28 protein-coding genes are annotated in these 25,300 nt (G+C 76.1%); 12 read left to right on the forward strand and 16 right to left on the reverse strand.

The features are described from left to right. Nucleotides 1-51: 51 nt before the first annotated feature. The 4 genes from ACI8AX_RS04390 to ACI8AX_RS04405 form a co-directional block, all read right to left on the reverse strand. A complete protein-coding gene (locus tag ACI8AX_RS04390; RefSeq protein ID WP_456548576.1) occupies nucleotides 52-1,737 on the reverse strand; it encodes a DNA repair helicase XPB in 1,686 nt (561 codons plus the stop codon). A 276-nt stretch (nucleotides 1,738-2,013) separates the two neighbouring features. Then, entirely contained in the window at nucleotides 2,014-2,472 is a 459-nt protein-coding gene (locus ACI8AX_RS04395) for a PaaI family thioesterase (protein WP_456548577.1), read from the reverse strand. Then, nucleotides 2,469-3,725, reverse strand: a complete 1,257-nt coding sequence (locus ACI8AX_RS04400) for an FAD-dependent monooxygenase (RefSeq protein WP_456548578.1) — start codon at nucleotides 3,723-3,725, stop codon at nucleotides 2,469-2,471. Before ACI8AX_RS04400 ends, ACI8AX_RS04395 begins: the two co-directional genes overlap by 4 nt. Further along, entirely contained in the window at nucleotides 3,725-4,864 is a 1,140-nt protein-coding gene (locus tag ACI8AX_RS04405) for a cupin domain-containing protein (RefSeq protein WP_456548579.1), read from the reverse strand. The genes ACI8AX_RS04400 and ACI8AX_RS04405 overlap by 1 nt, the downstream gene beginning before the upstream one ends. 48 nt (nucleotides 4,865-4,912) lie before the next feature. On the opposite strand from ACI8AX_RS04405, the gene ACI8AX_RS04410 reads away from it, so the two are divergent. Further along, entirely contained in the window at nucleotides 4,913-5,686 is a 774-nt protein-coding gene (locus tag ACI8AX_RS04410; protein WP_456548580.1) for an IclR family transcriptional regulator, read from the forward strand. A 6-nt stretch (nucleotides 5,687-5,692) separates the two neighbouring features. Here ACI8AX_RS04410 and ACI8AX_RS04415 read toward each other — a convergent pair whose 3' ends face one another. Then, nucleotides 5,693-7,945 (reverse strand): helicase-associated domain-containing protein, encoded by a 2,253-nt coding sequence (locus tag ACI8AX_RS04415; RefSeq protein ID WP_456548581.1) that lies wholly within the window; start codon nucleotides 7,943-7,945, stop codon nucleotides 5,693-5,695. 35 nt (nucleotides 7,946-7,980) lie between these two features. Here ACI8AX_RS04415 and ACI8AX_RS04420 point away from each other — a divergent pair, with 35 nt between their 5' ends. Together ACI8AX_RS04420 and ACI8AX_RS04425 are read left to right on the forward strand one after the other, a co-directional pair. Continuing rightward, nucleotides 7,981-8,499, forward strand: a complete 519-nt coding sequence (locus ACI8AX_RS04420) for a hypothetical protein (protein ID WP_456548582.1) — start codon at nucleotides 7,981-7,983, stop codon at nucleotides 8,497-8,499. Between the two features lie 98 nt (nucleotides 8,500-8,597). Next, nucleotides 8,598-8,834, forward strand: a complete 237-nt coding sequence (locus tag ACI8AX_RS04425; protein ID WP_456548583.1) for a hypothetical protein — start codon at nucleotides 8,598-8,600, stop codon at nucleotides 8,832-8,834. Between the two features lie 18 nt (nucleotides 8,835-8,852). Here the strand turns inward: ACI8AX_RS04425 and ACI8AX_RS04430 are convergent, their stop codons facing one another. After that, nucleotides 8,853-9,164 (reverse strand): hypothetical protein, encoded by a 312-nt coding sequence (locus tag ACI8AX_RS04430; protein WP_456548584.1) that lies wholly within the window; start codon nucleotides 9,162-9,164, stop codon nucleotides 8,853-8,855. 46 nt (nucleotides 9,165-9,210) lie between these two features. Further along, nucleotides 9,211-9,978, reverse strand: a complete 768-nt coding sequence (locus ACI8AX_RS04435; RefSeq protein ID WP_456548585.1) for an endonuclease/exonuclease/phosphatase family protein — start codon at nucleotides 9,976-9,978, stop codon at nucleotides 9,211-9,213. 71 nt (nucleotides 9,979-10,049) lie between these two features. Here ACI8AX_RS04435 and ACI8AX_RS04440 point away from each other — a divergent pair, with 71 nt between their 5' ends. Together ACI8AX_RS04440 and ACI8AX_RS04445 are read left to right on the forward strand one after the other, a co-directional pair. Continuing rightward, nucleotides 10,050-10,616 (forward strand): hypothetical protein, encoded by a 567-nt coding sequence (locus ACI8AX_RS04440; protein WP_456548586.1) that lies wholly within the window; start codon nucleotides 10,050-10,052, stop codon nucleotides 10,614-10,616. A 148-nt stretch (nucleotides 10,617-10,764) separates the two neighbouring features. Then, complete coding sequence (locus ACI8AX_RS04445; protein ID WP_425330367.1) at nucleotides 10,765-11,160, forward strand: cold-shock protein; 396 nt, start codon at nucleotides 10,765-10,767, stop codon at nucleotides 11,158-11,160. Between the two features lie 93 nt (nucleotides 11,161-11,253). Here ACI8AX_RS04445 and ACI8AX_RS04450 read toward each other — a convergent pair whose 3' ends face one another. Further along, nucleotides 11,254-11,697, reverse strand: a complete 444-nt coding sequence (locus tag ACI8AX_RS04450) for a DUF2771 family protein (RefSeq protein WP_456548587.1) — start codon at nucleotides 11,695-11,697, stop codon at nucleotides 11,254-11,256. Next, the gene (locus ACI8AX_RS04455) at nucleotides 11,694-13,667 is read right to left on the reverse strand and encodes an MFS transporter (RefSeq protein ID WP_456548588.1); all 1,974 of its coding nucleotides are present in this window, start codon (nucleotides 13,665-13,667) and stop codon (nucleotides 11,694-11,696) included. Before ACI8AX_RS04455 ends, ACI8AX_RS04450 begins: the two co-directional genes overlap by 4 nt. 102 nt (nucleotides 13,668-13,769) lie before the next feature. Between ACI8AX_RS04455 and ACI8AX_RS04460 the strand changes: the two genes are divergently transcribed. Then, on the forward strand, nucleotides 13,770-14,543 hold the full coding sequence (locus tag ACI8AX_RS04460) for a DUF3027 domain-containing protein (protein WP_456548589.1): 774 nt from the start codon (nucleotides 13,770-13,772) through the stop codon (nucleotides 14,541-14,543). Here the strand turns inward: ACI8AX_RS04460 and ACI8AX_RS04465 are convergent, their stop codons facing one another. Continuing rightward, complete coding sequence (locus tag ACI8AX_RS04465; protein ID WP_456548590.1) at nucleotides 14,544-14,765, reverse strand: DUF2530 domain-containing protein; 222 nt, start codon at nucleotides 14,763-14,765, stop codon at nucleotides 14,544-14,546. Between the two features lie 96 nt (nucleotides 14,766-14,861). Between ACI8AX_RS04465 and ACI8AX_RS04470 the strand changes: the two genes are divergently transcribed. The 5 genes from ACI8AX_RS04470 (at nucleotide 14,862) to thpR (ending at nucleotide 19,189) form a co-directional block, all read left to right on the forward strand. After that, the gene (locus ACI8AX_RS04470; RefSeq protein ID WP_456548591.1) at nucleotides 14,862-16,370 is read left to right on the forward strand and encodes an NCS2 family permease; all 1,509 of its coding nucleotides are present in this window, start codon (nucleotides 14,862-14,864) and stop codon (nucleotides 16,368-16,370) included. 90 nt (nucleotides 16,371-16,460) lie between these two features. Next, the gene (locus ACI8AX_RS04475; RefSeq protein WP_456548592.1) at nucleotides 16,461-16,895 is read left to right on the forward strand and encodes a MarR family winged helix-turn-helix transcriptional regulator; all 435 of its coding nucleotides are present in this window, start codon (nucleotides 16,461-16,463) and stop codon (nucleotides 16,893-16,895) included. Next, entirely contained in the window at nucleotides 16,892-18,184 is a 1,293-nt protein-coding gene (locus tag ACI8AX_RS04480; protein WP_456548593.1) for an MFS transporter, read from the forward strand. The genes ACI8AX_RS04475 and ACI8AX_RS04480 overlap by 4 nt, the downstream gene beginning before the upstream one ends. 52 nt (nucleotides 18,185-18,236) lie before the next feature. Beyond that, nucleotides 18,237-18,623, forward strand: a complete 387-nt coding sequence (locus tag ACI8AX_RS04485; protein WP_456548594.1) for a hypothetical protein — start codon at nucleotides 18,237-18,239, stop codon at nucleotides 18,621-18,623. Between the two features lie 20 nt (nucleotides 18,624-18,643). After that, the gene (thpR, locus tag ACI8AX_RS04490) at nucleotides 18,644-19,189 is read left to right on the forward strand and encodes an RNA 2',3'-cyclic phosphodiesterase (protein ID WP_456548637.1); all 546 of its coding nucleotides are present in this window, start codon (nucleotides 18,644-18,646) and stop codon (nucleotides 19,187-19,189) included. A 1-nt stretch (nucleotide 19,190) separates the two neighbouring features. Here the strand turns inward: thpR and ACI8AX_RS04495 are convergent, their stop codons facing one another. Then, entirely contained in the window at nucleotides 19,191-20,159 is a 969-nt protein-coding gene (locus ACI8AX_RS04495) for an aldo/keto reductase (protein ID WP_456548595.1), read from the reverse strand. Between ACI8AX_RS04495 and ACI8AX_RS04500 the strand changes: the two genes are divergently transcribed. After that, complete coding sequence (locus tag ACI8AX_RS04500; protein WP_456548596.1) at nucleotides 20,158-21,009, forward strand: thioesterase family protein; 852 nt, start codon at nucleotides 20,158-20,160, stop codon at nucleotides 21,007-21,009. The two genes, ACI8AX_RS04495 and ACI8AX_RS04500, sit on opposite strands and share 2 nt — an antisense overlap. 20 nt (nucleotides 21,010-21,029) lie before the next feature. Here the strand turns inward: ACI8AX_RS04500 and ACI8AX_RS04505 are convergent, their stop codons facing one another. The 5 genes from ACI8AX_RS04505 to ACI8AX_RS04525 form a co-directional block, all read right to left on the reverse strand. Continuing rightward, nucleotides 21,030-21,581 (reverse strand): TetR/AcrR family transcriptional regulator, encoded by a 552-nt coding sequence (locus ACI8AX_RS04505; protein ID WP_456548597.1) that lies wholly within the window; start codon nucleotides 21,579-21,581, stop codon nucleotides 21,030-21,032. Between the two features lie 59 nt (nucleotides 21,582-21,640). Further along, entirely contained in the window at nucleotides 21,641-22,408 is a 768-nt protein-coding gene (locus ACI8AX_RS04510; protein WP_456548598.1) for an ABC transporter permease, read from the reverse strand. Beyond that, nucleotides 22,405-23,130 (reverse strand): ABC transporter ATP-binding protein, encoded by a 726-nt coding sequence (locus tag ACI8AX_RS04515; protein WP_456548599.1) that lies wholly within the window; start codon nucleotides 23,128-23,130, stop codon nucleotides 22,405-22,407. Before ACI8AX_RS04515 ends, ACI8AX_RS04510 begins: the two co-directional genes overlap by 4 nt. A 155-nt stretch (nucleotides 23,131-23,285) precedes the next feature. Continuing rightward, nucleotides 23,286-24,320 (reverse strand): hypothetical protein, encoded by a 1,035-nt coding sequence (locus ACI8AX_RS04520; protein ID WP_456548600.1) that lies wholly within the window; start codon nucleotides 24,318-24,320, stop codon nucleotides 23,286-23,288. After that, entirely contained in the window at nucleotides 24,320-25,270 is a 951-nt protein-coding gene (locus ACI8AX_RS04525) for an NAD(P)/FAD-dependent oxidoreductase (protein ID WP_456548601.1), read from the reverse strand. Before ACI8AX_RS04525 ends, ACI8AX_RS04520 begins: the two co-directional genes overlap by 1 nt. Between the last annotated feature and the right edge of the window lie 30 nt (nucleotides 25,271-25,300).

Below are 25,300 nucleotides of genomic sequence, written 5' to 3' on the forward strand. Positions count from 1 at the left end.
GCCGGGGCCCGGCCCGAGCGGAGCGAGGGTCGGGGGGCGAGGGGGCCTCCTTCAGTCCGCGGGCTCGTCCACCCAGTCGGGGCCGTTGACCTCGCCGGGGCCGGCCAGGTCGTCGGCGTCGACGATCGTGTATGCGTAGCCCTGCTCGGCGAGGAACCGCTGCCGGTGGGCGGCGTACTCGCTGTCGAGGGTGTCGCGGCTGACGACCGTGTAGAAGTGCGCCTGCCGGCCGTCGGCCTTGGGCCGCAGCACCCGGCCGAGCCGCTGGGCCTCCTCCTGCCGGGACCCGAAGGTGCCCGACACCTGGACGGCGACGGCGGCCTCGGGCAGGTCGATCGAGAAGTTGGCGACCTTGGAGACCACCAGGGTCTTGATCTCACCGGCGCGGAAGGCGTCGAAGAGCTTCTCCCGCTCCCGGTTGGTGGTCGAGCCCTGGATGACCGGGGCGTCCAGCGCCCGGCCGAGCTCCTCGAGCTGGTCGAGGTAGGCGCCGATGACCAGCTTCTGCTCGTCGGGGTGCCGGTCGAGCACCCGGCGGATCACCGGGAGCTTCGACGACGCGGTCGCCGCGATCCGGTAGCGCTCCTCCGGCTCGGCGACGGCGTAGGTCATCCGCTCCTCGTCGTCGAGGGAGACCCGCACCTCGATGCACTCGGCCGGGGCGATGTAGCCCTGCGCCTCGATGTCGCGCCAGGGGGCGTCGTAGCGCTTCGGGCCGATCAGGGAGAAGACGTCGTCCTCCCGGCCGTCCTCGCGCACGAGCGTGGCCGTCAGGCCCAGCCGGCGGCGGGACTGCAGGTCGGCGGTCAGCCGGAAGATCGGCGCCGGGAGCAGGTGCACCTCGTCGTAGACGATCAGGCCCCAGTCCTGCGCGTCGAACAGGTCCAGGTGCCGGTACTCGCCCTTCCGGCGGGTGGTGATCACCTGGTAGGTCGCGATGGTGACGGGGCGGATCTCCTTGCGCTCACCCGAGTACTCGCCGATCTCGTCCTCGGTGAGCGACGTGCGCGCGATGAGCTCGCGCTTCCACTGCCGCCCGGCGACGGTGTTGGTCACCAGGATCAGCGTGGTCGCCTTGGCCTCGGCCATCGCCGCGGCGCCGACCAGCGTCTTGCCCGCGCCGCAGGGGAGGACGACGACGCCGGAGCCGCCGGCCCAGAAGCCCTCGACGGCCTCCTGCTGGTAGTCGCGCAGGTGCCAGCCGGACTGGTCGAGCTCGATCGGGTGCGCCTGGCCGTCGACGTAGCCGGCGAGGTCCTCGGCCGGCCACCCGACCTTGAGCAGCGCCTGCTTGAGCCGGCCGCGCTCGGAGGGGTGGACGACGATCGTGTCGGGGTCGATGCGGGCACCGAGCATGGGCGCCACCCGCTTGGACCGGACGACCTCCTCGAGCACCGCGCGGTCCGACGAGGTGAGCACCAGCCCGTGCACCGGGTTGTTCACCAGCGTCAGCCGGCCGAAGCGGTCCATCGTGTCGGCGACGTCGACCAGCAGCGCGTGCGGCACGGGGTAGCGCGAGTACCGGACCAGCGCGTCGACGACCTGCTCGGCGTCGTGGCCGGCCGCGCGGGCGTTCCACAGCGCGAGCGGGGTGACCCGGTAGGTGTGCACGTGCTCGGGGGAGCGCTCCAGCTCCGCGAACGGCGCGATCGCCGCCCGGCACTCCTTGGCCAGCGGGTGGTCGACCTCCAGGAGCAGGGTCTTGTCCGACTGGACGATCAGGGGGCCGTCACTCACGCAGGCAGTCCTTCGATCGGGGACGACGGCGCGGAGGGTGCGCCGGACTACCCAAGGTAACGCCGCCGGGCGACAGCTCCTTCCGTCGCGGCCGGTGTCCCCTCCCGGCGGGGCGTGCCGCAGCACGCTCGTCCCCACCTTCGACGACGACGACGACGGGAGCCGACCGGCTCCCCCCGCAGCGGTGCCCCCGGCCCGGCGCCCGCGCTCCGCACCCGGGAGCTCGGCTCCGGGCTCCGCGGCGACACGCGACCGGTGAGGACCCCTCCGCCTGCCTCAGACGCGGGGGCGCCAGCGCTTCCAGTGGGCGACGGCGGTGGCGCGGGGCTTGCCGTCCCACCGCAGTTCCACGTCCACGGTCATCTCCGCCTCGCCGGCCTCGCTCACCACCGCGTGCATCGTCACCGGCTCGGTCAGCGGCGCCGGGCGCAGGTAGCGGACGTCGAGCCCTGCGGTGACGTAGGCCAGCGCGGCGCCGGGCAGCGGGCCCCAGCCGCGGGCGTCGGCCTCGTGCATCACGGCCGCGGCGCTGTGGCAGTCCAGGACCGTCGAGATGATCCCGCCGTTGAGGTACCCGAGCCCGTTGTCGTGCTGCGGCCACGGCGTGAACGTCGCCGTCACGCCGTCCTCGCCCGGGTAGCTGCGCAGCTGCAGCCCCCGGGGGTTGGCGTGCCCGCAGCCGAAGCAGGTCAGCTCCGGGAAGAGTCGCTCCTGGATGCTCGGCCCGTCGCTCATCCCGGCAGCATGCCCGAGGCGGGGACGGCGGAGCCGCGGGGGATCGGGGTGAACATCGGCGGTTCCCGGTCGGGGGTGAGCGCGGTGGGCCCGTAGAGCCAGTCGACGAACGCGTAGTCGTGCACGTCACGGGCGCGCAGCACCGCGTTGCGCCACTCGCGGTCGGCGCCGGTGAGGTGCCACAGCTCCCCCCATGCGCGGGCGGTCGTCTGCACCCGCCGGCAGTGCACGCTCCGGACGGCCTCGTAGGCGGCGAGGGCGGCGTCCCAGTCCGGCGTCCCGGCGGCGGACCGCGCGCCCACGTGCTCGGCGAGCACCCAGGCGTCCTCCATCGCCATGACCGCGCCCTGCGCCAGGTACTGCAGCGGCGGGTGCGCGGCGTCCCCGGTCAGCGCGAGCCGGCCCTGCACCCAGGAGTCGAGGGGCTCGCGGTCGAACATCCGCCACCAGCGGTCGCGCCACATCAGCGGCAGGCCGGCCCGCACCTGCTCGCAGGTGCCGGCGAAGGCGGCGTCGAGCTCGTCCGGCGTCCCCCAGTCCTCACGGCCGGCCAGCGCCTTCGGCGACCGGAACACCGCGACCTGGTTGAACATCTCGCCCTGCCGCAGCGGGTACTGCACGAAGTGGCAGTGCGGCCCGACGTAGACGACGACCTCGGACATCGACACGTCCATCGCCGCGACCTGCTCGGCGGGGATCGCCCCCCGGTAGGCCACGTAGGCGGAGCTGACCGGCTCGTCGTCGCTGAACAGCCGGCGGGCGACCGAGTTCAGCCCGTCGGCGGCGAGCACCACCGGAGCGGTCTCCCGCCCGCCCTCCTGCAGCACCGTGGCCCCGTCGTCCCGGTGCTCGTAGCCGGTGACCCGCACGCCGGTGACCAGGTCGACCCCTGCGTCCCGGCAGGCGCGCAGCAGCGTGCCGTGCAGGTCGCTGCGGTGGATGACGACGTACGGCGACCCGTAGCGGGCGTGGGCGTCGGCGAGATCGAGCCGGGTCAGCACGGACCCGTCGAGGGCGTCGCGCATGACCAGCGCCTCCGGCCGGACGCCGAGCGACAGGACCTCGTCCAGCAGGCCCCAGGAGTCGAGGATGCGGGTGCAGTTCGGCGCGATCTGCAGGCCGGCGCCGACCTCGCCGAACTCGGCGGCGCGCTCCAGCAGCCGCACCCGCAGGCCCTCGCGGGTCAGCGCCAGCGCGTTGGCCAGCCCGCCGATGCCCCCGCCGACGACGAGGACGTCGGGACCGGGTCCCATCAGCCGGCGTCCACCGACACCCGGTCGAGGCCGAGGGCGGCGAGGATCGGGGTGTCGCTGAACCGGAACAGGTCCAGGGCACCGGAGTCGGAGTCCGACGCCGAGGCCTCCGACCGGATCGACAGCGGCTGCCACGAGGGGACGACGAACATGTCGCCGCGCTCCACCCGCCAGGAGGTGTCGCCGACGGTGACCGTGCCGGTGCCGTCGAAGACCTGGAACACCGAGGAGCCGGCCTCGCGCCGCGGCGCCGTCTCGGTCCCGCTGCGCACCCGGTGCATCTCGGCGCGGATGGTCGGCAGCACGTCGCCGCCGGTGGTCGGGTTCGTGTACCGGACGGCGGCGTGGCCCGGCCCGAGCGTGCCGGGGGAGCCCTCGTCCTCCAGCTCGAGCTGGTCGGCCAGCGCCGCGTCGGTGTCGACCCACCGGTAGTTCAGCAGCGGGCTGGACTGCTGCGGCCCGGGCACCGAGACCGGTCGCAGGCCGGGGTGGCCCCACAGGCGCTGGGCGCGCGACCGCTCCGGGGAGATCCGCTCGGCGTCGCTGATCTCGTCGCGGCCGAACTCGAAGAACTGCGTCTCGGTGGCGTACTGGAACGGGATGTCGAGGCCGTCGATCCAGGCCATGGGGTGCCGGGCGGCGTTGTGGTGGGCGTGCCAGATCCACCCGCCCTGGGGCAGGAAGTCGCCGCGCGTCATCGGCACCGGGTCGCGGTCGACGACGGTCCACACGCCGTCGCCCTCGACGACGAAGCGGAACGCGTGCTGGGTGTGCCGGTGCTCGGGGGCGTCCTCGCCCGGCATCAGGTACTGGATCGCGGCCCACAGCGTCGGGGTGGCGTAGGGCCGCCCGCCGAGCGCGGGGTTGGCCAGGGCGATCGCGCGCCGCTCCCCGCCGCGGCCGACCGGGACCAGGTGCCCGGCCCGGTCGGCCAGCTCCAGCAGGTTGCGCCACCGCCACAGGTGCGGGACGGCCCGCGATCTCGGGTGCACCGGCATGAGGCCGCTGATCTCGGTCCACAGCGGCACCAGCAGCTCCCGCTCGAAGCCGCGGTACAGCTGCTCGAGCTCGGGGCTCGGGGTCGGCTGCCCCGGCGCGTCGACGGCGGTCAGGGAGACGGGGGAGGCGACGCGGGTCACGCCCCCAGCGTGCGCCTGTGTTCTGGACAGTGCCCATACGATTCTGCGGTGAAGAACCGCCCGCCGTACGCGGTGACCAGCGTGGACCACGCGCTGCAGCTCGCGGTGGCGCTGCAGGTCGAGGGGTCGCTCAGCGTGAGCGAGGCGGCCGAGCGGCTGGGCGTCGCACGGTCCACGGCGCACCGGCTGCTGGCGATGCTGGTCTACCGCGACTTCGCCGCCCAGGACGGCGACCGGCGGTACGTCGCCGGCCCGGTGCTCTCCCTGGGGGCGCACGCCTCCTCGCGTGCGGCGCTCCTGCGCGCGGTGGCGATGCCGCACCTCGCGGCCCTGGTCGACCGGGTCGGGGAGACGGCCAACGTGCAGGTGCTCGCCGGTGACGTCGTCCGCTTCGTCGGCTCGGTGGAGTGCTCCCAGGCGCTGCGCGTCGGCGACCGCGAGGGCATGGTCTTCCCCGCCCACCTCACCTCCGGCGGGCGGGTGCTGCTGGCCGACCTGCCCGACGACGACATCGAGGCGCGGTACGGCGAGCAGCGGTGGGCCGACCGCCCCGGCCGGCCGGACCCGGCTGCGCTGAAGGCCGAGCTGCGCTCGGTCCGCGAGAACGGGTTCGCCCTCAACGCCGGGCGGACCGAGGCGGGGCTCACCGCGGTCGGCCGCGCGATCCGGCCGGACGGCGTCCGGGCCGAGGCCGCCGTCTCGGTGTCGATGCCCAGCCTGCGCTTCTCCGAGGAACGCCTGCCGCAGCTCGTGGCCGCCCTGGCGGTCACCGCCCGCGACATCGAGACCGACCTCGCCCGCGCGGCCGCTCCTGGCGGCTGAGCCGGGTCAGCCGGCGGGGGCGTCCTCGTCGACCAGCGCGACCGAGGTGATCCGGTGGACGGCGAAGGTGCGGGTCTCGCCCCGGCCCTCGTCGAACGCCTGCAGGAAGCCGCCGCCCAGGGACACCGGCTGCACGACCCGCTGGCTGCCGCTGCCCTGCGCGTCGACGTACCCCAGCCACACCGGCAGGCCCGCCCGCATCGCCCGGGACAGCAGCTCCAGCGTGCCGGCGGTGGTCACCCCGGGCACCTGGCGCACCGCCTCGCCGCGGCGGGCCGACAGCGCGGCGTCGCCGGCCCGGATCTCCCGCACCGTCGCGGCCAGCTCCGCCTCGGTGAGCGGACGCGGGGCGGCCGTCGTCGCCGTCGTCGTCTTCCGGCCCAGGGCCCGCGGGCGCGCCGGGGGACGGGTGAGGACGGCACCGCCGGCCGACTCGCCCGCCGGGGCGTAGCCGGCCTCGCGCAGCACGGTGAGCACCTCGTCGGCGCCCAGACCGCTGACCAGCACGCCGGGCGCCAGGCGGCGCAGCTCGGCGGAGGCGGTCCGCCGGTCGTTGAGCACCTGGGAGAGCAGCCCGTGGTCGTCGGAGCGCACGTAGCTCTCGATCGAGCCGACCCGCAGCCGGCCGTGCTGGCGGGCGACGTCGTCGACCAGGTAGTCCAGGGCCTGCGGGACCGGCGTGCGGGAGGCCCGGCCGAAGAACTCGTGCAGGTCGGTGGCCGACCACCCCGAGTCCAGCGCGCGGCGCACGCTCGCCTCCGAGACGCGGTAGACCGTCGCCCCGCCCGAGGACTCGACGTCGGCGACGACGGCGAGGGTGTCGGCCAGCTCGGCGACCAGGGGTCCGGGCGCGATCAGCGACAGGTCCGGCTGGGCCAGCACGTGGTCGACCGGCTCCGGCAGCAGCCCGCGCATGCCGTCGGCGGCGCCGTCCTCCCCGGCGGTGAGCAGCCCGCGGCCGCCGGTCGACAGCACGCCGCCGACCAGGACGCCGAGCCGCGTGGCCTCCTCGAGCATGCCGGGCACCGGCGCCAGCCGGTCGGCCCGGCGGGGCGTGCGCCAGCGCAGCAGCTCGACCAGCTCCGTGGCCTCGAGCCCCGACCCGGGCGGGTACTCCGCCAGCGCGGCGAGCGCGCCCCGGCGGATGCCGGCCGCCGTGTGCCGGACCAGGTCGGGCGACAGCGCGTTGGCCGCCTTGCCGGCGACGTCGCGCTGCCCGACCAGCGAGGGCAGCCGGGAGCTGTCGAGCCACCCGGCGGCCAGCACGGCCCAGCGGTCGGCCAGGTCCTGCTCGCGCCAGACGTCGTAGGCCCGGGTGGGCAGCCACTCGTCCCGGTGCGGCCCGCCCACGTCGAGCAGCCCCGCCGCGTGCGCCAGCTCCAGCAGCCAGCCGGCGTCGGCCTCGTCGACGTGCAGCGTGCGGGCGATGCGCTTCTGGTCCCGGACGGCGACGCCCCCGCTGCGCAGCAGCCCCGCCGGCTCCTCCTCCAGGACCGTCAGCAGCTCGCCGATCCGCCCCACGGCCTCGAGCGCCGCGCCGGCGGCCCGCCGGTCCAGCGTGCCCGGCTCGCGCGACACCGCGTGCGGCTCGGGCCGCAGCCGCGGCGGGCCGTAGGGGCGGTCGCCGCGCAGGGCCAGGCCCACCTCGCGGGGCAGCTCCACGTTGAGGGCGTCGATGCGGGCGAGCAGGCCGCGCTGCAGCAGCCGCCGCGCCGGGGTCGCCGGGCCGCCGGCGTTGTCGGGCAGGTGCCCCACGGGGCGGTTGCCGGCCAGCCGCTCGAGCACCTCCCGCTCGTCGGGGTCCAGCTCGCCCAGCGCCGCGGGCAGGTCGGCGGGGAGGACCAGGCGCAGCTCGGCCGCCCGCCGGCCGAGGCCGGCCGGGTGCCGGACCGCCCGCCGCACCGGGTCCGGGGCGTGCAGGACCTCGTCGCCCCACAGCAGCGCCCGCGTGGTCAGCGCCTCGACCGCGCCGGCGAGCACCTCGTCGGGCACCTCCGGCAGCGCCGCGGGCAGCTCGGCGGCCTCCACCCCGTCGGTGGGCGCGAGCAGGACCACGTCGAGCACCTGCAGGGTCGCCGCGTCCAGCTCGTCGAGGGCGCGGTCCACCGAGACGGGCACGGCGAGCCGGCTGGCCAGCGCGACCACGTCCGACGGCGCGGGCCGGGCGACGTCGGGCCGGGCCGCCAGCAGGGCGGCCACCTGGGCGTCGCTGCGGGTGCGCAACCAGGCCGACAGGGTCGCGGGGCGTTCGGCGGGCATCCGGTCCACGGTACGGCGCCTGCGACGATGGCCGCGTGCAGCCGGCCGCCGACGACCCCGTCACCGTCGCGGCGCTCGCCGCGTACCGGGGTGGTGCGCTGCGCTGGATCGGCGGCGGGGTGGTGGCCGCGGTGGTCGCCGTGCTCGTCGGCGTCGCCGTCTCGGCGGTCGCGGACGACACCGGCCGGCGGGTGCCGTTCGTCGGCCTGGCCGTCGTCGCGCTGCTGCTCGCCGCGCCGGCGGCGGTCGTCATCGGGGCCGGCTCGCTGCTGCGCGCCCGGCGCTGGGCCGCGGCGCTGGCCCGCGAGCCGTGGCGGCCCGGGGTGCTCCGGGCCGGGGGGCCGGCGGTGCTGGCCTTCGAGCCCTACGGCGCCGACCGGGACGAGAACGTGCACTGGCTGCTGGAGAGCACGACGCTGTGGCGCGCGCGGGCGGTGCAGCGGCTCGACGGCGCCGACGTCCGGGCCGTCCCCGTCGGCGGTGGCGAGTGGGTGTTCACCGCCGACGGGCTGGGCACCCTCTACGGCGCACGGGAGCCGCGCCGGCGCCGCTGACCACCCCGGGTGGTGTCGCGTGCACCGGCGCCGGGCGGTCGGCGAGAATGACGGCAACCGGCGCACCGGCGCGTGCGCACGCAGACCTCGGAGGCGGAATGAGCAAGCGCAACCCCAAGCAGGCGCACCTGGTGGAGCCCACCTGGGGCCAGTCGGAGGACGCCGGCCCGCCGGTGACCGAGCTCGTCAGCGAGATGGCCGGTGCCCTGTCGCCGTTCGGCGAGGACCACAGCTTCCCGCTGCCGCCCGAGCGGCTGCGCTACGCCCACCCCACCGACAAGCCCAACCGCGCCGGCCTGCAGGCCGGGGAGAACCCCCGCAAGAAGCGCCGCTGAGGCCGACCGTGCGGCTGGTCAGCCGGCCTTCGCCCTGGGGGCCGGCGCCAGCCGCACGACGAGCTTGGACAGCATCGTCCCGACCACGACCCACACCAGCGCGGCCAGCGCCGAGTTGATCGTCTCGCCGGTCTTCGGGTCGTCGGGCCTGAACAGGTCCTGGGTGAACCAGCCGAAGTCCTCGCGCACGCCGCGGGCGAACTCCACGAGTCCGTTGGCCGGGTTCGCCTCGAAGAAGACGAACACGGCGTACAGCAGGATGACCGCCCCGATGAGCGAGCAGACGACCCGCACCACGGTGGCGACGACGTTGAGTGCTCGGCCGGCCATGCCCCGATGATCGCGCAGGTCACACCGTCGCGCGACCCGTCGGCCCTCAGGCCAGCCGGCAGTCCACCGCCAGCGCGCGGTGGTCCGACAGCGGCAGCCGCACCGCCTCCGCCGGCCCGGCGGCGCTGATCGGGCCCCGGGCGAGCAGGTGGTCCAGCTGCCGGTCGGGGTGCTCGACGGGGAACGTGGCCGCCGACGCCAGCGGCCGCAGCCGGCTGACCCGCGCGGCCTGCCGCGGCTCCATGTTGAGGTCACCCATCAGCACCAGCGGCTCCCGGGTGCCGGACAGCGACCGCATCAGCCGGCGCAGCTGGTACTCGTTCCACCCCGGCACGAACGAGAGGTGCGTGTTGGCCACGGTGAGGTGCCCGTGCGGTCCCTCCAGGACGGCGGCCACGGCCACCCGCGGCTCGTCGCCGACGACGCGCGGGCGCCGGTCGCCGCGGAACCACACCGGCACCCGGGTGGTCAGGGCCGGCAGCCGCACCACCCGCCAGGAGACCACCGGCAGCCGCGACAGCAGCGCGATGCCGTAGCTGGCCGACCCCGGCTGCTCGTCGCCGGTGGCCGCCATCCAGGTGCCGCCCGGGGTGCCGGCCAGTGCGGCCACGAACTGCGAGTCGACGGCGCCCATGGCCTCCGCGGCCACCGCGGTCAGGTCGGCGTTCAGCGAGCGGGGCTGGTCCCGGTCCACCTCCTGCAGCCCCAGCACGTCGGCGTCCAGGGCCTTGACGGCGGCGGCCAGCCGGTCGCAGTCCACCCGGTCGTCGGCCGGCGAGCGCCCGTGCAGGATGTTGAAGGTCGCGATGCGCACGTCCGGGGCATGCCCCGGGGCGGCCCGTCCCTACCGTGCGTGCCGCGGGCACGAGCGGGTAGCAGCCTGCCGTGCAGCCCGACGACCGCGACGAGATCCGCGACCTGCTCAAGCGCACCGCCGTGGCCCTGAAGGAGGGCGGGGTGCCCTTCGCCCTGTGCGGCGGCTACGCCGCGTGGGTCCGGGGCGCGCCCGAGCCCGACCACGACGCCGACTTCCTGGTCCCGGCCGCGGAGTCCGAGCGGGCCGCCAAGGTGCTGGCCGAGGCCGGGCTCGAGGTGGCCGACCCGGCGGAGGACTGGCTGACCAAGGTCGTCCAGGGCAACTCGTTCGTCGACGTCCTGTGGCGGGTGTGCGGCGCCCCGGTGGAGACCGACCTGATCGACCGCGCCGAGGAGAAGCCGGTCCTGTCGGTGCACATGCCGGTCCTGGCCGCGACCGACATCGTCGTCACCAAGCTCATGGCCCTCGACGAGCACTACTGCGACTTCGCGCGGATGCTGCCGGTCGCCCGGGCGCTGCGCGAGCAGGTCGACTGGGCCCGGGTCCGCCGCGACACCGCCGGCAACGACTTCGCCGTCGTCTTCCTCGTCCTGCTGGGCCGGCTGGGCATCGTCGAGGTCCCCGAGGAGGACTGACGGCCGGCACCGGACCGAGGACGCGATCGGCCCTGACGCGCTGCCCGGTCCGCCGGAGGGCCGACTAACCTGGGCGGGGAGCGGCCAGCCGTGCCGCGCCGACCCCCGGCGACCTGCCGGACCGACCGCGAGTGACTGAGGGATCGACGTGCCCACCGGCAGAGTGAAGTGGTTCAACCCGGAGAAGGGCTTCGGCTTCCTCTCCCGCGAGGACGGCCCCGACGTCTTCGTGCACCGGGACGCCCTGCCCGCGGGCACCGAGGAGCTCAAGCCGGGCCAGCGCGTCGAGTTCGGCATCGTCGCCGGCCGCCGTGGCGACCAGGCGCTGCAGGTCCGCGTCCTGGACCCGCTGCCGTCGGTCACCGCCGCGCACGCGGCCGCCACCCGCAAGAAGCCCGACGAGCTCGTGCCGATCATCGAGGACCTGATCAAGCTCCTCGACGACGTCTCCGAGGGCCTGCGCCACGGCCGGCACCCCGACCGGGCCCACGCCCGCAAGGTCGGCACCGTGCTCCGCGCGGTCGCCACGGACCTGGAGCACTGAGGGAAGCCCCCTCGCCCCCCGCCACTCGCGAGCTCGCGGCGGGGCCCTGCGAGGGAGCCACGGCTGGTGGCGTCGCGTACGGACCTGGGGTGCCTAGCCGGCGCGGATGAAGCCGATCGGCCACGCGCCGGAGAAGCCGTCGCAGTCGGTGTCGCCGTCCTCGACGACGACCAGGTAGAAGGCCACGGGGACGACGTCGGAGCTGTTGACCTCGAAGGTGGCCTCGTCCGCGTCGACGGCGACCTCGCCGAGCTGCTCCTCGAGCCGGTCGTCGAAGACCTGCACGCTCCAGCCGCGCTCGGCCACCGCGTCGGGCACGGTGAGCGCGATCGGTGAGTCGGGGGAGACCTCGATGACCGGCGGCTGCACCGAGGTGTAGCGCTGGCCCTCGCCGTCCACGCAGTACTGCGTGGGGTCGACGTCGACGTCCTGCGGGCCCACGGTGACCTGCACCTGCGGCGGCGCGTCCGGCTCGTCCTCCCCGCAGCCGGCGAGCACCGCCAGCAGCGCGGCGGCCCCGGCCGCCGCCGGCCTCACTGCGCCCACTGCTCGGTCGGCGCCGCGCGCCGCTGGCGCTGCAGCCCCCAGAGGACCACGCCCACGGCGAGCACCAGCAGGGCCGCCGCCACGGTGAAGCCCAGCCAGCCGATCGGCGGGAGGGCGATGCCCAGCGCGCCGCCCACGACCCACGCCAGCTGCAGCATCGTCTCGGACCGGGCGAAGGCCGAGGCGCGCTGCGCGTCGGGCACCTCCCGCTGGATGATCGCGTCCAGCGACACCTTGCCCAGCGCGTTCGTCACCGCCGAGACGCCGGCGACGACCGCGGCCATCGCGAACCCGTAGAAGACGGCGGCGAGCACGGTGATCCCGGCCGCGACGCCGGCGGAGACCAGCACCATCTGGTCGGGGCTGGCCGTGTGCAGCCGCGACCCGACGGCGGTGCCCAGCACGCTGCCCAGCCCCGCGGCGGCCGCGATGCCGCCGAGCGCCAGGGTGGCCTCCCAGCCGTCGGCCGTGGCCTGCACCAGGAACGCCGAGAAGATCGTGAGGAACCCGCCCAGCCCGCGCAGCGCCGAGTTGGCCCGCAGCGCGACCACGACGTGCGGGCTGACCTGGCGGCGCCGCCTGCCCGCCGTCTCCTGCGGGGTGGTGGTGAGGACGTCGGCGGGCTGCTCGCCGGCCGGGACGTCGACGTGCGCGGGCAGCCGGACGGCCAGCACGCCGGCGGCGGTGAAGACGACGGCGGTGAGCCACAGCTCCGGCGGGAACCCGAACACCGCGGCGACGCCGGCCGCCAGGCCGCCGAAGACCCCGGCGGTGACCAGCCCGAACACCGACGTCCGCGAGTTGGCGCTGGTGAGCGACATGGCACCGGGCAGGACCCGGGGCAGCACCGCGGCGCGCAGCACGTTGTGCGCCTTGGACAGCACCAGCACGCCGAGGGCGGCGGGGTAGAGGACGAAGTCGTCGAAGTGGGCGGCCATGACCAGCGCGAGCACCGCCCGGCCGAGGGAGCAGGCGGCCATCGCCAGCCGCCGGCCGCGCTGCAGGCGGTCCAGCAGCGGGCCGATCACCGGGGCGACGACGGCGAACGGCGCCATCGTCACCAGCAGGTACAGCGCCACGTTGCTGCGCTGGGCGTCGGTGGTCGCGGCGAAGAACAGCGTGCCGGCCAGCGAGACGGCGATCATCGCGTCGCCGGCCGCGTGCAGGGCGTTGGTCCACAGCAGCTTCGTCAGGCCGCTCTCGGCGGCGCCGTCGGCGGCGCTGGCGGCCCGCACCCGGCGCACGGCGGCGCCGGTCAGCTCGCGCGACCGGGCGACCGCCACCCGGGTCACCGTCGCCCGCGGCGGCACCGCGGACGCCGGCCCGGCCGGCGGACCCGGCTCCTCCGGCAGCACCGTCGTCTCCGCAGCGGCGTCCGGCGTCCCGGCCGGCCAGCCCGGCGGTTGCTGACCCGGGTACCACGGCGCCGGCGGGCCGGGCGGGTACGCGGCCCCGGGGTACGCCCCGCCCGGGTAGCCGCCGCCCGGGTACGCGGCGCCCGGGTAGCCGCCGCCCGGGTACCCGGCGCCGGGTGGATGGGCGGCGGGCGGGTAGGCCGCCGGTGGGTACGCGGCCGCGGGGTAGGCCCCCGGCGGGTAGGCCGCCGGTGGGTAGGCGCCCGGGGGGTAGGCCGCCGGCGGGTGGGCGGCAGGCGCCGGGACGTGGCCTCCCGGCGGGTACGCGGGCGCCCCGGCCGGCGGCGTGCCGGGGTGCACCGGAGCGCCGGGGACGGCGGGCGGGAGGTTCCCCGCGGGTGCCGGCTGCTGGTCGTACGCCGGGGCGGGGAGGGGCACCCGGGACGTCGGGGTGTCGTCGGCCGGGACGGGGTCGGCGGCGGGCATGGGCCTGGTCACCGAGCGGGGACGCTCGACGGGGGCGGTGTCCATGGTCCCCGTCACCGGCGGCGCCGACCGGCGGCGCAGCAGGCCGCGGCGCGGACCGGGGGGCGGGGAGTCGGACACCGCTCCATGGTGCCGCACCTCCCTGATCAGGCGGGGAAGGTGGAAGCCGCCGCGTGCCCGGGGGCGCGGGACGGAGGCGGACCGGTGCGCGACAATGGCGCCGTGCCCGACACCCCGCCGTCCGCCCTGGCCGCCGCCGTCGACCTCGCCCGCGCCGCGGCGGAGGAGACCGCCGGTGACCCCGCCGTCGTCGGCGAGCACCTCGCGGCCACCCCGGAGACCGGGGCCGACCCGGCCCTCGGCGAGGTGCTGACCCACTCCTTCGCGAGCACGCTGCCCGGCTACGTGGGCTGGTACTGGGCGGTCACGATCGCTCGCGCCACCGGCGAGGACACCGTCACCGTCGACGAGGTCGTGCTCCTGCCGGGGGAGCAGGCGCTGCTCGCCCCGGCGTGGGTGCCGTGGCACGAGCGGCTGCGGCCCGGCGACCTCTCCGTGGGCGACGTGCTGCCGGCCACGGAGGACGACCCCCGGCTGGTCCCGGCCTACACGGTCGACGACGACGCCGCCGACGACCCGGAGGCCCGGGTGGTCGCGCAGGAGATCGGTCTCGGTCGCGAGCGGGTGATGTCGCAGCAGGGCCGCGCCGAGGCCCTGGCGCGGTGGAACGGCGGCGACTTCGGGCCGCGGTCGTCGATGGCCCGGCACGCCCCCGGCCCGTGCGGCACCTGCGGGTTCTTCCTGCCGCTCGCCGGGTCGCTGCGGCACGCCGCGGGCGCCTGCGGCAACGCCTACGCGCCCGCGGAGGGCCGGGTCGTGACGGTCGACTACGGCTGCGGGGCGCACAGCCAGGCGACGCTCGTGGTGCAGGAGGCCACCGAGGTGGTCACCACGGCCCGCTACGACACCTCGGAGTACGACGTCCTCACGGACTGATCAGTCGCGGCGGCCGAGCTGGCCCTGCCAGCGCATGATCCCCAGCCCCAGGACGGCCAGTGCGATGCCGGCCAGGCAGGTCCAGGTCCACACCCGGTCGACCCGGTCGCCGAGCAGCAGCACCACGACGAGGGCCACCACCCACAGCGCGATGCCCGCCAGCACCACGCGGGCGGTGTCGACCCGCAGCGGCGGCGGCGCCTGCTTCGTCGGTCCGGGCACGCCCCGACCCTAGGCGTCGCCGGACCGTGATCTCCGCGTGGCCGGCGTGTGGCACAGTGTCGCCGCCCGTCCGGCGCACATACGGGGAGATCCGCCATGCCCGAGAAGTCCCGCTCCGCCTCCGGGGACACCCCCGCCGAGGTCTCCGCGGCCGAGCCGCGAACCACCCCGCGGCGCAGCGAGGGCCCGCGGGTCAAGCCGCGCAACGGCCTCGACCGCTACTTCGAGATCAGCGCCCGGCGCTCGACCGTGACCCGCGAGGTCCGGGGCGGGCTCACGACGTTCTTCACGATGGCCTACATCGTGATCCTGAACCCGATCATCCTGTCGGGCGCCGACATCGACGGCACGACGCTGCCGTTCGGCTCGGTCGCGGCGGTCACCGCGCTGATCGCCGGCGTCATGACGATCCTCATGGGCGTCGTCGGCCGCTACCCCTTCGCGCTGGCCACCGGGCTGGGCATCAACGCGATCGTCGGCGTCTACGCGGCCACCCAGCTCAGCTGGCCCGAGATCATGGGCCTGGTCGTGCTGGAGGGCCTGCTCATCACGGTGCTCGTGCTCACCGGCTTCCGGAAGGCCGTCTTCGAGGCCATCCCCGCGCAGCTCAAGACCGCCATCGCCGTCGGCATCGGCTTCTTCCTCACGATCATCGGGCTGGCCGACGCCGGCGTGATCCGCCCGGGCAACCCGCTGATCAGCTTCGGCGTCGACGGCGGGCTCGCCGGCTGGCCGCTGCTGGTGTTCGTCGTCGGGCTGCTGCTCATGGCCGTGCTCGTCGTCCGCAAGGTGAAGGGCGCGCTGCTCATCGGCATCGTGGCGACCACGGCGCTGGCGATCGTGGTCGAGGCGGTCGCCGACATCGGTCCGCGGTTCGGCGACGCCGGGGAGAACGCCCGCGGCTGGGCGCTGCAGGTGCCCGAGCTGCCCGACGACGTCGTGAGCAGCCCCGACCTGTCGCTGATCGGCAACTTCTCGCTCTTCGGCGGCTTCGAGCGGATCGGCGTCATCGCCGCGCTGCTCATCGTGTTCTCGATCATGATCGCCGACTTCTTCGACACGGTCGGCACCGTCACCGCCGTCGGCGCCGAGGGCGACCTGCTGGACGAGAAGCGGAACCTGCCGAAGTCGCAGCCGGTCCTGCTGGTCGACTCGCTGGCCGCCGCGGCCGGTGGTGCGGGCAGCGTCTCGTCGAACACGACCTACATCGAGAGCACCGCCGGCGTCGCCGACGGCGCCCGCACCGGCCTGGCCAGCGTGGTCACCGGCGTGCTCTTCCTCGTGGCGATGCTGTTCACCCCGCTGGTCGAGATGGTGCCGTCGGAGGCGGCCGCGCCGGCGCTGGTGATCGTCGGCGCGCTGATGATCACCCAGATCCGGCACCTCGCCTGGGACGACATGTCCCTGGTCATCCCGGCCTTCCTGACGATCGCGCTGATGCCGTTCACCTACTCGATCACCAACGGGATCGGCGCGGGCGTGGTCAGCTTCGTGCTGCTGCGCCTGGCGGTCGGCCGCCGCCGGGACGTCCACCCGCTGATGTGGGTGATCGCGGTGGTCTTCGTCGTGTACTTCGCCCTCGAGCCGATCCAGCAGCTCGTCTGACGAAGGACCCCGCTGCCCCCCACCACTCGCGAGCTCGCGGCGGGTCCCTGCAGCGGGGCCACGGAGGGGTCGTTAGGTAGGCTACGGACCGTGCCCCGGACGACCCTGGACACCGCGGCGCTCGCCCACGACCTGCGGCTCGCCGTCATGCGGTTCTCCCGCCGCCTGCGGCACCAACGGGTCGACACGTCGGTGACGCTCACGCAGCTGGCCGCCCTGTCGACGCTCAAGCGGCACGGCCCGATGAGCCCCGGCGAACTGGCCGCGCACGAGCGGGTGCAGCCGCCGTCGATGACCCGGATCGTGGTCGCCCTCGAGGGCCAGGGGCTGGTCACCCGCAGCCCGCACCCGACCGACGGGCGGCAGGTCGTCATCGACCTGACCGCGGCGGCCGAGGACCTGCTGACCGCCGAGGCCCAGGCCCGCGAGGCCTGGCTGACCGGGCAGCTCGGCGAGCTCACCGACGAGGAGCGCACCGTCCTGCGGGAGGCGGCGACGATCATGGAGAAGCTGGCCGCTCGGTGACGGCACCGACGGAGGACGCCACGTCGTCCCGGAGCGCCTTCCGGTCCCTGCGGGTCCGCAACTACCGGCTGTACGCCTCGGCGAACCTCCTCAGCAACACCGGCACGTGGATGCAGCGCATCGGGCAGGACTGGCTGGTCCTGCAGCTGTCGGGCGACAGCGGTGTGGCCCTCGGGGTGATCACGGCGCTGCAGTTCGGGCCGGTGCTCCTGTTCGGCATGTACGGCGGCGTGCTGGCCGACCGCTACCCGAAGCGCCGTCTGCTCGTGCTCACCCAGGCGGTCATGGGGGTGCTGGCCCTCGTCCTCGGCCTGCTGGTCGCCGCCGGCGGGGTCGCCCTGTGGCACGTGTTCGTGCTGGCGGGGGCCCTGGGGTCGGTGTCGGCGATCGACGCCCCGGTCCGGCAGTCGTTCGTCTCCGAGATGGTCGGCCCGGACCTGCTGGTCAACGCCGTCAGCCTCAACTCCTCCACCTTCAACGGCGCCCGGTTGTTCGGCCCCGCGCTGGCCGGGCTGATCATCGGCGCCACGTCCGGCGACACCGCGCTGGTCTTCTTCGTCAACGCGGCCAGCTTCGGGTTCACGATCGCCGCGCTGGCCGCGATGCGTGCCGACGAGCTGTTCCCGAGCCCGCCGGCGGCGCGGGGGCGCGGGCAGCTGCGGGCCGGACTGGCCTACGCCTGGTCGCGCCCGGACCTCCGGCTGGCCATGGTCCTGATCCTCCTGGTGGGCGGCTTCGGCCTGAACAGCCAGCTGACCTTCGCGCTCATGGCCCGGCAGGAGTTCGGCCTCGGCGCCGAGGCCTACGGGCTGCTCGGCACCTTCTTCGCCGTCGGCTCCGTGTCCGGCGCGCTGGTCTCCGCCCGGCGCAGCGCGCGGCCGCGGGAGCGGTTCCTCGTCGTCGCGGTCGTGGTGTTCGGCGTGATGGGCATCGTCTCCGGCGTCATGCCCAGCTACGCCACGTTCGCCGCGATGCTGGTGCCCTACGGCGCGGCGGCGATGGTCCTCCTGGTGGCGAACAACAGCTTCGTCCAGTTGGGGGCCGACCCGCAGATGCGCGGGCGCGTCATGGCGCTCTACTTCACCTGCCTCACCGGGGGCATGCCCGTCGGGGGCCTGGCGATCGGGTGGGTGGCCGAGCACCTGGGCGCGCCCTGGGCGATCGTCCTCACCGGGATCGCCATGGTCGTCACCGGCCTGGGCGCCGCGGTGTGGCTGGCCCGCAGCCGCCGGCAGGCGTCCCCGCAGGTCCGGGAGCAGGTCCAGGGCTCCCCGGTCGCCGGGGGCTGAGTCGGCGTACCGTTTCGGACCACGCCCGCACCTCGCCGACCCGGAGGCCGCCATGGCCGGCGCCCTGCTGCAGATCGCGTTGCTCACCGCCGCTCTCGTCGGCGCCTTCGGCCTGCTGGGCCTGCTGACCGGCCTGTTCTGCGGCACCGTGCGCGTGCCGACGCGGCGCCGCCGCGCGGAGGAGCCGGTGCACCGGCCGCTGCAGCAGGTGGCCGCCGACCTGCGCCGGCTGGCCCGCCAGCTCGCGCTCGTCCCGGCCGGCGCCCCGGTCGCCCGCCGGCGGGGGCTCCAGGCGGCCTACGACGACGTCCTCGTCGAGGCGGCCGCCCTCCTCGAGGTCCCGCACACGATGACGCTCACGCCGGCCGGGCCGGCGCGGGACATCGAGCGGGCGCGGCTGCAGGCGGGGCTGGCCGACGCCGGCCTGGACCCCCGCTGAGCGCGCCGGCCCCGCTGCGGCTGTTCGTCGCCGTCACCCCACCGGAGACCGCGCTCGCCTCCCTCGCGGCGGCGGTCGGCCCGCTGCGGGACGCCCCCGGCGCCCCGGCGTGGACGGCGCCCGAGCGCTGGCACCTGACCCTGCTGTTCCTGGGCGCGGTGCCGCCGGGCTCGCTGGAGCCGCTCACCGGCCGGGTCGGGGAGGCCGTCGCGGCGTGCCCGCCTCTCACGCTGCGGCTGGCGGGCGGGGGCCGCTTCGGCTCGGCCCGCCGCCCGCAGGTGCTGTGGGCCGGCCTGACCGGCGACGTCACGGAGCTCGGGGCGCTGGCGGCCTCGCTCGGGCGGGTCGCCCGGTCGCTGCGGCTGGAGGTGGAGGACCGGCCGTTCCGGCCGCACCTCACCCTCGGGCGCTGGCGCCCGGGCCGGCCGGCCGACGGCACGCTGGCCGACCGGCTGGCCGGCTACCGCGGGCCGTCGTGGCCGGTGGATGAGGTCACCCTCGTCCGCAGCACGCTGGGCCCGCGCCCGCGGCACGACCGGCTGGCCGGCTGGCCGCCCGGCGGCTGAGTCACCAGGCGTACTCCTCCGGCGCCGGCCGGTAGCCCGGGAAGATCTCGTCCAGGCGGCTCATGGTCGCCTCGTCCAGCGTGATGTCCAGCGCCCGCAGCCCGCCTTCGAACTGCTCCATGGTCCGCGGCCCGACGATCGGCGCGGTCACGCCCGGGCGGTGCAGCAGCCAGGCGACACCGACGTCGGCCGGGGCGTGCCCGAGGTCGCGGCACAGCGCCTCCCAGGCCTCGAGCGCGGGCCGGTGCCGCTCGATCCGGGCGCGGACGCGCTCGTCCCGGCGGCGGTCGCCGGCCGACTCGTCGAGGACGCCGGCCAGCAGCCCGCCGGCCAGCGGGCTCCACGGGATGACGCCGATGCCGTGGTGCTCGGCGGCCGGCAGCACCTCCAGCTCCACGTGCCGGGTGAGCAGGTTGTAGTGCGACTGCTCGCTGACCAGCCCCTGCGACCCGCGCCGGGCGGCGACGGCGTTGGCCGTGGCCAGCTGCCAGCCCGCGTGGTTCGAGGCCCCGACGTAGAGGACCTTGCCCTGGGCGACGAGCGTCTCGCAGGCCTGCCAGACCTCGTCCCACGGCGTCTCCCGGTCCACGTGGTGGAACTGGTAGAGGTCGATCCAGTCGGTCTGCAGCCGGCGCAGCGAGGCCTCGCAGGACCGCACGACGTTGCGGGCCGACAGGCGGGAGTCGTTCGGCCAGTCGGACATCGTGCCGTAGACCTTGGTGGCCAGGACCGTCTTCTCCCGGCGGTCGCCGCTCTGGGCGAACCAGGTGCCGATGACCTCCTCGGTGCGGCCGCGGCCGGCGCTGCGGCCGTACACGTTGGCGGTGTCGAAGAAGTTCACGCCCTCGGCCAGGGCGCGGTCCATGATCGCGTGCGCGTCGGCCTCGGGGGTCTTCCAGCCGAAGTTCATGGTGCCCAGGCAGAGGCGGGAGACCGACAGGCCGCTGCGCCCGAGGTGCGTGTACTCCATGGGGAAGCACCCTGGCACCCTGACCGACGTGCCGCAGAACGACCTCCCTCGTGCCACCGACAGCGCCTTCGACCGCGCCACCGCCGTCACCGCCGCCGAGGGGGGAGGCGCCGTCGCCGAGCTCGACCCCGGGTGGGAGGTCGGCGGCGGCATCCTCAACGGCGGCTACCTGATGGCGGTCGCGGTGCGGGCGGCGCTGCTGGGCAGTCCGCACCCCCACCCGGTGGCGGTCTCGGCGACGTTCCTGCGGTCCAGCGCGGGGGGCCGGGCAGACGTCCAGCTGACGTCCGGGCCGGCCGGGCGCACGCTGGCCAACAGCGTCGCCGTCCTGTCGACGGAGACCGGGCCGACCCTCACCGCGCAGGTCACCACCGCGACGCTGGGCGACGAGCCGGTGGACTGGTCGGCGAACCCGGTGCCGTCGGTCCCGGGGCCGGAGGAGTGCTCGGCGGTGCTCCGCCCGCCGGGGGTGCCCGTGCCGGGGCTGGTGGAGCGGCTGGACATCCGCTTCGACCCGGCGACGTCCGGCTTCGTCGAGGGCCGCCCGGCCGCCGAGCCGCGGCTGCGGGCCTGGATGCGGCTGGCCGACGGCCGCGAGCCCGACCCGCTGGCGCTGCTGGTCTTCGCCGACGCGCTGCCGCCGGCGGGCTTCGCGATCGGCCGGATGGGCTGGGCGCCGACCGTGCAGCTGCAGGTGCTCGTCCGCGCGCTGCCGGCGCCGGGGTGGTGCCTGGTGGAGAACGTGAACACCGAGGTCGCCGGCGGCTGGACCGACGAGGACTGCCGGATCTGGGACTCCACCGGCCGGCTCGTCGCGCAGAGCCGCCAGCTGGCCCGCCTGCCCCGCTGACCCGCTCCCTCGCCGAGCGGTCAGCCGGGCAGGTCGACGTCGCCGGTGAGGTAGCGCTGCACGGTGGGGCCGACGGCGGCCACCACCTGCTCGGCCGGCGCCGAGGCCAGCGGCTCCACCCGCAGCACGTAGCGGGTCATGACGACCCCGATCAGCTGCGAGGCGACGAGCGCGCCGCGCGGTGCGACCTCGTCCTCGGGCAGGTCCAGGGTGCCCACCACCCGGCGCAGCACCTGGGAGACGAGGAACTCCCGCAGCATCCGCGCGCCCCACTCGTTGCCGACCGCCGAGCGCACCAGGGCCAGTCCGGCCGGGCGGGTGGGGCCGTCCCAGACCCGCAGCAGCATCCGGACGACGTTGGCGCCCAGCTCCTCCCGGCCCCCGGCGAGCACCTCGGGCAGGAACTGCTCCGGGTCGGCCGGCGCCTCGACCGCGGCGAGGAACAGCTTGTCCTTGGTGCCGAAGTAGTGGTGCACCAGCGCCGGGTCGACCTCGGCCGCGGCGGCGATGGCGCGGATGGAGGCGCCGTCGTAGCCGCGCTCGGCGAACGCCGCCCGGGCCGCGGCCAGCACCGCCTCGCGGGTGCCGGGGTTGCCGGGGCGGCGTCCGCCGGGGCGCCGTCGGGTACCGCTCAGCTGGTCCTCCTCCGCAGGGTCCCCGCCGCCAGCGCCAGGGCCAGCAGCGCGACGCCGGCCACGATCGCGACGTCCCGCCACATCGTGCCCGTCGCGCTCGCCGAGCCGCCGACCTCCTGCAGGGCCTCCACCGCGTAGGTCAGCGGCAGCACGTCGCTGACCGCCTGCAGCCACCCGGCCATCTGCTCGCGCGGGACCAGCAGGCCGCACAGGAAGAACTGGGGGAGGACGACGACCGGCATGAACTGCACCGCCTGGAACTCGCTGCGGGCGAAGGCGCTGGCCAGCAACCCCAGGGCCACCCCGAGCGCGGCGTCGACCACGGCGATGAGCACGACCAGCCCGAGCGACCCGGCCACGTCGAGGTCGTACAGCGTCGTGGCCACGGTGACGGTGACCAGGGCCTGCAGGGCCGCGGCGGCGCCGAACGCGAGGCCGTAGCCCAGCAGCAGGTCCAGCCGGGAGAGCGGGGTGGTGAGCAGCCGCTCCAGGGTCCCGGAGGTGCGCTCGCGGAGCATGGCGATGCTGGTGACCAGGAACATGACCACGAAGGGGAAGATCCCCAGCATCGTCAGCCCGACCCGGTCGAACACCGGCGCCTGGCCGGGGAGCACGGGCACGTCCCGCCACAGCAGGTACAGCAGCCCGAGCAGGAGGCTGGGCAGCACGGTCAGCATCGCGACGGTGCGGTGGTCGTGGCCCAGCTGGCGCAGCACCCGCCCCGTCGTCGCCCCGGTCAGCCGGGGGCTGAGGGTCGCGGTCATGCCGCCACCTCCTGCTGCCGCGCCCGGACGAGGCGCAGGAACGCCTCCTCGAGGTCGTCGGTCCCGGTCTCGGCGCGCAGCCGCGCGGGGGTGGAGTCGGCCAGCAGCTCGCCCTCGCGGAGCAGCAGCAGCCGGTCGCAGCGGCCGGCCTCGTCCATGACGTGGCTGGACACCACGAGCGTCGTCCCCGCGGCGGCCAGGGCGGCGAAGCGCTCCCACAGCTCCACCCGCAGCACCGGGTCCAGGCCCACGGTCGGCTCGTCGAGCACCAGCAGTTCGGGTTCGCCCACCAGGGCGCAGGCCAGCGAGACCCGGCCGCGCTGGCCGCCGGAGAGGTCGGCCACCAGCTGACCGGCGGCGTCCCGCAGGCCGACGTCGGCGAGCGCGGCGTCCGCGGCCGCCGCGCCGCGCCCGTACAGGGCGGCGAAGTAGCGCGCGTTCTCCCGCACGGTCAGGTCGGCGTAGACGCTGGGCGCCTGGGTGACGTAGCCGACGCGGGAGCGCAGGGCGGGGGAGCCGGCGGGCTCCCCGAGCACGGTGACCTGCCCCGAGCGGATGCGCTGCACGCCGACGAGGGCGCGCATCAGCGTGGACTTCCCGCTGCCGCTGGGTCCCAGCAGACCGGTGACCCGGCCGGCGGGGACGGCGCAGCTGAGGCTGGGGAGCACGCGGCGTGCCCCGCGGTCCACGACGAGATCGGTGACGGTGACGGCGTCGGTCATGGGGACCTCCCGGACGAGAACTCAACGCCTGATGAACTCAACGGTAGATGAGTTGCCGGGCGCGGGTCAACGGCCGAAGGTCCCTCGCGCGAGATCTGCACACTCGGGCCCTCCGGACCCCGCAGAGCCCCGAGTGTGCAGATCTCGCGCAGGGGTCAGGCGGGCTCGCGGCGGCGGGACACCGCGTCGAGGACGGCGATCACCGCGAAGGGCACCACCGACCACAGCGCCAGGACGACGACGCCGGAGCCCACCCCGTGGCCGGACAGGTAGGCCGCGCCGCGCAGCGCACCGACCGCCACCCCGGGCGGCAGCACGTGCGCCAGCGGCTCCAGCCACCCCGGCAGGTACTCGGCGGGGTAGCTGCCGGTGCTGGTGGCCGCCCCGATCGTGAGCAGCACCGCGGTGGCCACGAAGGTGCCGGCCGCGCCCAGCAACCGGAGAGCGAGCGCCGAGGCGGCGCCGGAGGCCAGGGCGAGCAGCGCGACCAGCCCGGCGACGGTCCACCAGCCCGCCGGCAGGGCGTCGGAGGCGGTGACCGCCAGGGTCGCGCCGACCACGCCCGCGGCGGCGGCGAAGAGGAGGGCGCTGAGCAGCCGCAGCCGCAGCCGCTGCTTCGGGGCCGCCTGGTAGCTGGTGATGCCGAACAGGAAGCCGCCGAGCACCACCCCGAAGGCGGTGTGGTCGATGGCGCGGCCCCGCTCGTCCCCGGCCGCCAGCGGGGCGACGTCGGTGACGGTCAGCGGGCCCGCCTGCTGGACCACCGGCCCGAGGGTGTCGGAGAGGTCCTGGGTCACCGGCTGGCCGTGCGCCCCGGCCACCAGCAGCTGCGGCGCCGGGCCGCCCAGGACGAGCGCGCCGTAGACGTCCCCGGAGGCCACCGCCCGCTCGGCGGCCGCGGCGTCGTCCAGCCGCTCCAGCGCCAGTGCGCCGGGCCGGTCCCGGTCCAGCGCGCGCTGCACCTCGGCCACCTGCGGGTCGGCGCCGACCACGCCCACGGGCAGGCCGTGCGGCTCGGCGGCGGGGAACGCGGCCAGGTAGACGGCGATCAGCAGCGCGCCGACGGCGACGGCGACCAGCGCGGGCAGGCCGATGCCGCGCAGCCCGGCCTTGAGCGGGGAGCCGTCGGAACGCTCCTCCTCCGCGGCCTGGTCGGCCGGGCCCGGTGGCGGCTCGAGTCCCGCCGGCATCAGCCGAGGGTGCCGAGCGCGCGGCCCAGCGCGTCGCCGGAGGTCCAGGCGGCCTCGACCCGGGAGGGGGCGGCCCAGCCGTCGCCGCAGACGCCGATGGCGTCGAGCAGCCCGTACGGCTCCTCGCGGGGCTCGGCGGGGCGGGCGAAGGTCCAGCGGTGCACCGTCGTCCACGCCGGCTCGACGTCGAGCCCCAGCACCCGGGCGACCGCCGCGGCGACCGCCGGAGCGGCGGCCTCGGGGTCGGCGAGGTGGTCACGGGCCAGGCCCGGGGGCGTGTGCGCGACCAGCACGGGCGCGCCGTCGCCGCGCCGGTCCCCGTCGTCGGCGATCCAGGAGACCGCGGCGTCGTCGTGGACGAAGGCGCCGTGGAGGTCGGCCGGCCAGCGGCGCCGGTCGTAGCCGAGGACGACGGCGAGCGCCGGCTCCCACGGCCGGTCGCCGAGCAGCCGGCCGGCCGTGGCCGGGTCGAGCAGCCGCGCCGCCTGGGGGTCGGGCATGGCGAGGACGGCGGCCGGCACCGGCTCGCCGTCCACCGTGGGACCGGGGCGCACCTGCTCGACGGTGTGCTCGGCCGTGACGTCGAGACCCGCGGCGAGGTCGGCCACCAGCGAGCGCAGCCCGCCCGGTGCCGCGTAGCGCACCGGGCCGGTGGTGGTCCGCTCGACGCCGTCGGGGCCCGCGACGGCGAAGGTGTCGGTCCACGGCCGGGCCAGGCCCCGGTCCACCCAGCCGGCGACGACCCCGGCGAAGGCCGACCCCTCCGAGGTGGTCAGGTAGGAGGCGCCGATGTCGACGACCCGCCCGCCGCGCATGCCGCGGCTGGCCATGCGGCCGCCGGGGAGGTGTGCCCGGTCGAGCAGGCGGACGGCGCCACCGGTGGCGGCCACCGCCCGGGCGCAGGCGACGCCGGCGATGCCGCCGCCGACGACGGTCACGGGGGAGGGCACCGCCTGATCCTGCGGGCAGTCCGCCGTCCC

This window comes from Blastococcus sp. SYSU D00813 (assembly GCF_054050735.1).